The organism is Pseudarthrobacter sp. AL07 (genome assembly GCF_029960665.1).
Taxonomy (GTDB): domain Bacteria; phylum Actinomycetota; class Actinomycetes; order Actinomycetales; family Micrococcaceae; genus Arthrobacter.
The window spans coordinates 1-5982 of sequence record NZ_JASBRB010000054.1 but is presented as its reverse complement, the minus strand read 5'-3'; the positions used below and the strand labels follow the sequence as shown (position 1 = coordinate 5982).

Annotated in this window: 7 protein-coding genes; 4 read left to right on the top strand and 3 right to left on the bottom strand. The window is 64.8% G+C overall.

Annotated features, from left to right (window positions below; translation table 11 throughout):
• A partial coding sequence (locus tag QK290_RS18175; protein WP_282332065.1) for a thiamine pyrophosphate-dependent enzyme occupies nucleotides 1–538 on the bottom strand: 538 nt, incomplete at its 3' end.
• 264 nt (nucleotides 539–802) lie between these two features.
• Between QK290_RS18175 and QK290_RS18170 the strand changes: the two genes are divergently transcribed.
• From QK290_RS18170 to QK290_RS18155, 4 genes are all read left to right on the top strand, one after another.
• Nucleotides 803–1387: a hypothetical protein gene (locus tag QK290_RS18170; RefSeq protein WP_282332064.1), complete on the top strand. Its 585-nt coding sequence runs from the start codon at nucleotides 803–805 to the stop codon at nucleotides 1385–1387.
• Nucleotides 1387–2016: an RES family NAD+ phosphorylase gene (locus tag QK290_RS18165; RefSeq protein ID WP_282332062.1), complete on the top strand. Its 630-nt coding sequence runs from the start codon at nucleotides 1387–1389 to the stop codon at nucleotides 2014–2016. Before QK290_RS18170 ends, QK290_RS18165 begins: the two co-directional genes overlap by 1 nt.
• 142 nt (nucleotides 2017–2158) lie before the next feature.
• A complete protein-coding gene (locus tag QK290_RS18160; RefSeq protein WP_282332061.1) occupies nucleotides 2159–2623 on the top strand; it encodes an Lrp/AsnC family transcriptional regulator in 465 nt (154 codons plus the stop codon).
• A gap of 233 nt (nucleotides 2624–2856) precedes the next feature.
• On the top strand, nucleotides 2857–3225 hold the full coding sequence (locus QK290_RS18155) for a hypothetical protein (protein ID WP_282332060.1): 369 nt from the start codon (nucleotides 2857–2859) through the stop codon (nucleotides 3223–3225).
• Nucleotides 3226–3288: 63 nt separating this feature from the next.
• Here QK290_RS18155 and QK290_RS18150 read toward each other — a convergent pair whose 3' ends face one another.
• Together QK290_RS18150 and QK290_RS18145 are read right to left on the bottom strand one after the other, a co-directional pair.
• On the bottom strand, nucleotides 3289–4494 hold the full coding sequence (locus QK290_RS18150) for an acyltransferase (RefSeq protein WP_282332059.1): 1206 nt from the start codon (nucleotides 4492–4494) through the stop codon (nucleotides 3289–3291).
• A gap of 94 nt (nucleotides 4495–4588) precedes the next feature.
• Nucleotides 4589–5982, bottom strand: a 1394-nt coding sequence (locus QK290_RS18145; protein WP_282332058.1) for a dihydrolipoamide acetyltransferase family protein, incomplete at its 5' end; no start/stop codon positions are given.

Below are 5982 nucleotides of genomic sequence, written 5' to 3'. Positions count from 1 at the left end.
CATGCAGCAGCTGGGTGGTGAGCGGCGTGCACTGGATGCCCACCTTGTGCCTGGCCGGATCGTAGCCGCTGTGCCAGTCACCCCTGAAAATAGTCATGGTCTCCACCGGCTCAACCCCCCGGGCCATGACCGCCACAGCGTCCCGGTAGGTGGGGAACAGCCAATCGCCGTCGGCGAGGCACAGTGCGGCTGCCACCTGGCAGGCTTCCTGGCCATGGCTGGACGGGTACACGGCCATGCGGCCCTGGCGGACCAGCGCCGAGTTCTGGTCGTTGACGCGGCGGCCGACGACGAGCTGCTCGTAGGCAGCCAGCAGTTCCTCATCGCCGGGCAACGGGTACTCGTGGCCGGGTTCGGTGCCCTGCTCACCTTCTGCCAGGAGCCGTCCGTCCGGGTCCACCATCTGGATCTGGTGCCGGGCGGGCAGCATGTAGTCCTCCACTGTGATGCCGAACTTGCGCACCGCTTCCGATACGGCATCTTCAGCCGGCAAACGCTGGGCCTGGTCCTGCGCAGGGAGGTCCGCGGAGATCGTCATTGGTCCGTCCTTCTGTAGCCACTAGTCGGTTCCAGTATGGCCCTCGAGGAAGTTTCGTATCCAGCACTTGCCGAATCGTGGAAGGTTCCGCAGGATGGACCTATTTTTGAAGACAAATTGGAATGTGATCCGGATTACGAGCGGGAGCGGTGGACGAATTGGCAGGAAGCGGCTAGAACTCCCCTTTCCCACAATCATTAGCAATGGCATAGACTGTGGAGGTCGTTAGGAGACGTCATCGCTGTCAAGGACCGCCGCACCAGAATGAAGCTTGGCCACGGAGCCGGCACCCTCAATGCATGGATCAGCTCTGCCCGTCCCTCGTTTTCTGAACAGGACCTGGTCTCAGCCCTGGAAGACATGACCCGCAGCACCACGGCAGCCGACCTGCCTGCACGCGACCGGGACTTCTGGGACAAGAACTCGGGAATCGCAGCCGACCATGCCGCCGTCGCTATCGCCTCCGCGGCGAACGCCGCCGCCCGGCTCGTTCTTGACGCTTCTGCCCTCACGGCCGCCGAGGTCGCCGAGCACATGCGCATGTCCGCGTCCACCATCCGACACTACAAATCGGCACGGAAGCTCTACTCGTACCTGGTCAACGGCAAGTTAGCCTTCCCGCAATGGCAGTTTAACGATACGGGTGACAAGTCGATCCCCTCCTTGGAGGACGTTCTTGGTGCGTTGCCCGACGACCTGCACCCGCAGGCGGTGGCCGGGTTCTTCCTAACGCCCCAACCCGACCTGGTCCTGAACGGAATGCACGTCTCGGCCAAGTCATGGCTGGAGGCCGGCGGCAGCAAGAAGGTCGTCGTCGACCTTGCCGAGGGACTGGCGGCCGGCTACTGATGCCGGACCAGTACCCGCCGGACACGGCTACCCTGCGGGCTCTGGGGTACGAAGCAAAGACGATACCGGCTGGCACCGTGCTGTGGCGGATCCACTTCACCGCCTCGTGGCATGTGGTGCCGTGGAACCGCCTGCGCACCTGGGGGCCCGTGCCGGGCTCACGCTGGGAACCTCACCCGCTGCCGCCAGGTGATGCCGCGCCGTTGGGTGCCGCCTACCTCGGTGAGGACGTGCTGACGTGCTTGGCGGAGGTATTCCAGCTGACCCGTTTCGTCGACGTCGACCGCGACGACCCTTACGTCACTGCGTTTAGTACCACGCGTGACCTGGTACTGGCCGACCTCACGGGAGACTGGCTGCTGCCGGCCGGCGGTTCGGCGCAGATCGCTTTCGGCGAGAAGGAGCGAACCCGAGCCTGGGCCCGTGCCATCCATGAGACGTGGCCGGACCTTGATGGCGTGTACTCCCTCTCGGCCATGGCCCTGAGCCGCAAGGTGGTGACACTGTGGACCGAGGACGCCATACCGGCCGCCCCAGAGTTCTCCTCACCCCTGAACGCGCCGGGCATCGTCTCCGATGTGATGGCAGCTGCTGCGAAGATCCGTTACACCAGCAACATCGTCCTCTGAACACGCCCACCACCGCTAACCGTCCCTGAGGGAAGTTTCGTATCCAGCACTTCGCCGAATCGTGGAAGGTACCGCCGGTTGCACCTACTCTGGAAGACGAATTGAAATGTGATCCGGACAACGAGCGGGAACGGTGGACGAATTGGCACGACTTGAAGGCGAGCCCGGCGAGGTACCGCTGGACGACGTCGATCGCAGGATCATCGCCGAGCTCACCCGGGACGGGCGGATGTCCGTAACGCAGGTGGCCGAGAACGTCCACATTTCCCGCGCCCACGCGTACACCCGCATCGCCAGGCTGACCGGCGAAGGCGTGCTGACAAAATTCACGGCCCTGGTGGACCCCATCAAGGCCGGACTGAAGTCCTCCGCCTACGTGACGCTCAAGGTGAGCCAGCACTCGTGGCGCGAACTGCGCGAGGAGCTCAAGGCCATTCCGGAGGTTCATCACATCGCCCTCGTGGGAGGCGATTTTGACGTGATCCTGCTGGTGCGCGCCATCGACAACACCGACCTGCGGCGGGTGATCTTCGACCAGCTTCAGGCCATGCCGGGCGTCCAGGACACGCAGACTTTCCTGGTGTTCGAGGATGTGGATACGCGCTGATAGCGGCCAACGGGCATGGCCGGGCCGGCAGAACGCGGCCCATCCGATCCCGCCACGCGAAGCCGCACCCACACCTGTACACCGAATTGAGAAAACATTTATTCTTTAAAAGTCTCGACTAGATGAATTCATCGGCGTAACTTTGCATCTGGAACAAGCGTCCGTGATCTGTATCACACCAGTGGGGCTCGGATTAGAGCAGGACTGGTGGGGCAGACTGAAAGGAGAAAGCCATGATTCTTAGGGAAATTTCGTTCGACCGGTTTATGTTCACCTGCACTGGTTGCGACCATGCCTGGGGTGCCGACTATGACGTCCAGCATGTTGAGGACGGCCACGGACACGAACGGGACTACTTCTTTCGCAACGGACTGCACTGCACCGATCCCACCGGTCTCGGCGAAACGACGTGTCCCCACTGCGGCCGGACCGCGGTCATTGCCCACCACAGCGCCCGGCAGCCCGGTCCCCCTGCCACGGACGAGGACCCTGAGGTGCCGGTCGAAACACGCGCCCCGGCTCCGGAGCTGCCGGCGGACATACCCGCCCCTGCCCGTAGCATCGATTGGGATACGGCGCCGCTGCTCTCAGGCACTCGGTAGGCCCTACCGGCTAGGGACACGGCTCCGACCGCGGCGAACACAGAGCCCCTGCTTCGCGTTGCCTTACCATGTCCCGGCCGGCTCCAGTTCCCGGGCGGGCTCCGGGGCGGGACGGACGACGTCGGGTTCCAGCCTTTTGGAGGCCCACTGGCGGATGGGGCATTCCACGAAGCGGAACGACAGGTAGGCCATCAGCACGGTCAGCGCCGCAGCCGCCGAAACGCGGAGCCAGAGTGACGGGACCAGCGGTATCAGCAGGAGATAGACGGGCAGGTGCCAGAGGTAGGCGGCGTAGGACAGGTCGCGGCCGGGGTTGGCCAGCCAGGGGTGGCTCAGGACCCTTGAGGCCAGGCCGGCTGGCCGGAGGACGAGCGATCCGATCACCAGCCCGGCCAGGAGCGCCAACACCGCAGGGCCGAAGGTCCAGAAGACATCAAACCAGGGGCCGGGCTTGTCCGGCTCTTTGAAGGTGAACACGGCGACCACCAGGGCGAGCCCCGCTGCGGGACCGCCCCAGCGTGCACCGGCCTGCAGGGAGTCATGGACCCTGGAGCCCGGCCGGACCGACGCAAACACCAGGGCCATGGTGCAGCCAAGCAGCAGCTGGTCGGCCCTGGTGTCCGGTCCGTTGTAGAGCCGGGCCAGCGGCGCCCCGCCGGATACCAGGAGGAACCGTTCAACCAGGAACCCGGCCGCCAGGACGGCGGTGATCCAGGCAACGGTGCGGACCTTCCAGAACCGCAGCATCAGCAGCAGGAGCACCGGCCAGACCAGATAGAACTGCTCCTCGACGGCGAGCGTCCAGGTGGGGCTCAGCGCGTTGCCACCGGTGGAGGAACCGAAGGCTCCGTAGTTGGTCAGGTTCATCACGTAGGCCGACGCCGGGATGGCATTTGCGCCCTGGCCGCCCCACCCTGAGGCTGGGAACACTAGGCCGCCGATAACCACCACGGCGCAGACGGCCAGCAGTGCCGGCCAGAGCCGGGCCAGCCTCTTGGCGTAGAAAACCCCCAGGCGCAGCCGGCCCGTGGCCCGGTACTCCTTCAGGATCAGGAGGGTGATCACGAAGCCACTGAGCGCGAAGAAGACGTCCACGCCGATGGACCCGCCGGGGGCGAACCCGGTGACGGTGTGGAAGAGGAAGACTCCCGCCACCGCGACGGTGCGCAGCCCATCAAGTGCATGCTGCCGCCCGGACAGCAGCCCGGATGCGGGCGCCGCCGGGCTTGCCGATTCTGCCGAGGTATCCTGGGTTAACAAAAAATTCACTAAGCAAGCATATATAACGTTTTGATAACCCCGCTGGGTGGAGGCTGGGCGCCAGCTGGATGCGGTGGATCTTCAAACCGGCGCCCGGCAGCAACTAAATATCAGCCAGCACGGATCCCGGGTTCTCAATTGCGTCAGCGACCAACCTCAGGAACCCGGCTGCTGTGCCGCCGTCGCACACGCGGTGATCGAACGTGAGCGTCAGTTCGGTGACCTTGCGGACCGCGAGCTCCCCGTCCACCACCCACGGCTTGTCCATGATGCGTCCCACCCCGAGGATCGCCACCTCGGGGTGGTTGATGATGGCTGCGGATCCGTCCACCCCAAAAACACCGTAGTTGTTCAGCGTGAAGGTGCCGCTGCCCAGTTGCTCCGGCGTCGCTTTGCCCTCGCGTACGACGGCGGTGAGCCGGCGGATCTCCGCGTCCAGTTCGCGGGCACTGAGTCTGTCCGCGTTGCGTATCGAGGGGACCATCAGTCCGCGGTCCGTCTGGGCCGCGAAGCCCAGGTTGATGCCGGCGAAGCCAACGATCTCCTGGGAGCCGTCGGCAGCAGTTTCGATACGGGTGTTCAGGTCCGGGAATCGTTTTAACCCAGCGGTGACAAAACGCGCGATGAACGCGAGGATCCCGGGCGTATGGTGCGGATCAGACTTTTTGAGGCCTACCCGGAGTTCCACCAGTGCCGTGGCATCCACGTCCACCCAGACGGTGGCCTCAGGGATCTCCGCACGGCTGCGGGACATGTTTGTGGCAACGGCTTTCCGGACACCCTTGACGGGTGTCCGGGAGGAAATGTCCAGACCTGTGCGGGTGTCGACGCCACCGGTGGTTGCGCCTGCCGAAACCGATTCCGGTGATCGAGCCTCGATGATTGCGCTTGGGGCCACGACCGCAGGGTTCCCTGGCCGAGCTTGCGAGGTTAGGGGGCGGTTGGGGAGGATCACGGCCTCCACGTCCTTACGCATGATCAGCCCGCTGTCACCCGAGCCGTGAATTTCGCCGAGATCCACACCGTGCTCCCGGGCCATGCGCCGGACGAGCGGTGAAATGACGGCGCCTAGTTTCCCGGGGACCCTCGTGCGGAGCAGCAGCAGGTCATCGGCCGCCGTCTGGGCGTCAGGCTCAACCACCGAATGGTCGTTGGTTGAGCTTGCCGAAACCACTGTTCGGGGAGCCCTGGTTCGCCGGGCAGCGCCGCCGCCGCCGGGAGTCCCGTAACCGATCAGCACATTTCCGGACCCGGCCTTCTCTTCTTCGCGGTAGGTATCCGCTGCGCCGGTTTCGGCAGGCTCCACCACCGAGGCCTCGGTCTCGACAGGCTCGATCACCGGCGTCGGCGCACCAATCGGAAGCACGGAAATCAGCGGCTTGCCTACGTCCAGCGTCTGGCCCGGCTCGCCGTGGAGCACCGTCACAGTGCCGGCGTACGGAGACGGGACTTCCACCATGGACTTGGCTGTCTCCACTTCGGCGATGGGCTGATCCA

What these genes read in the sequence shown, in the direction of transcription:
- QK290_RS18170 (WP_282332064.1), top strand. Translation starts at nt 803, where the DNA reads ATGAAGCTTGGCCACGGAGCCGGCACCCTCAATGCATGGATCAGCTCT.
- QK290_RS18165 (WP_282332062.1), top strand. Translation starts at nt 1,387, where the DNA reads ATGCCGGACCAGTACCCGCCGGACACGGCTACCCTGCGGGCTCTGGGG.
- QK290_RS18155 (WP_282332060.1), top strand. Translation starts at nt 2,857, where the DNA reads ATGATTCTTAGGGAAATTTCGTTCGACCGGTTTATGTTCACCTGCACT.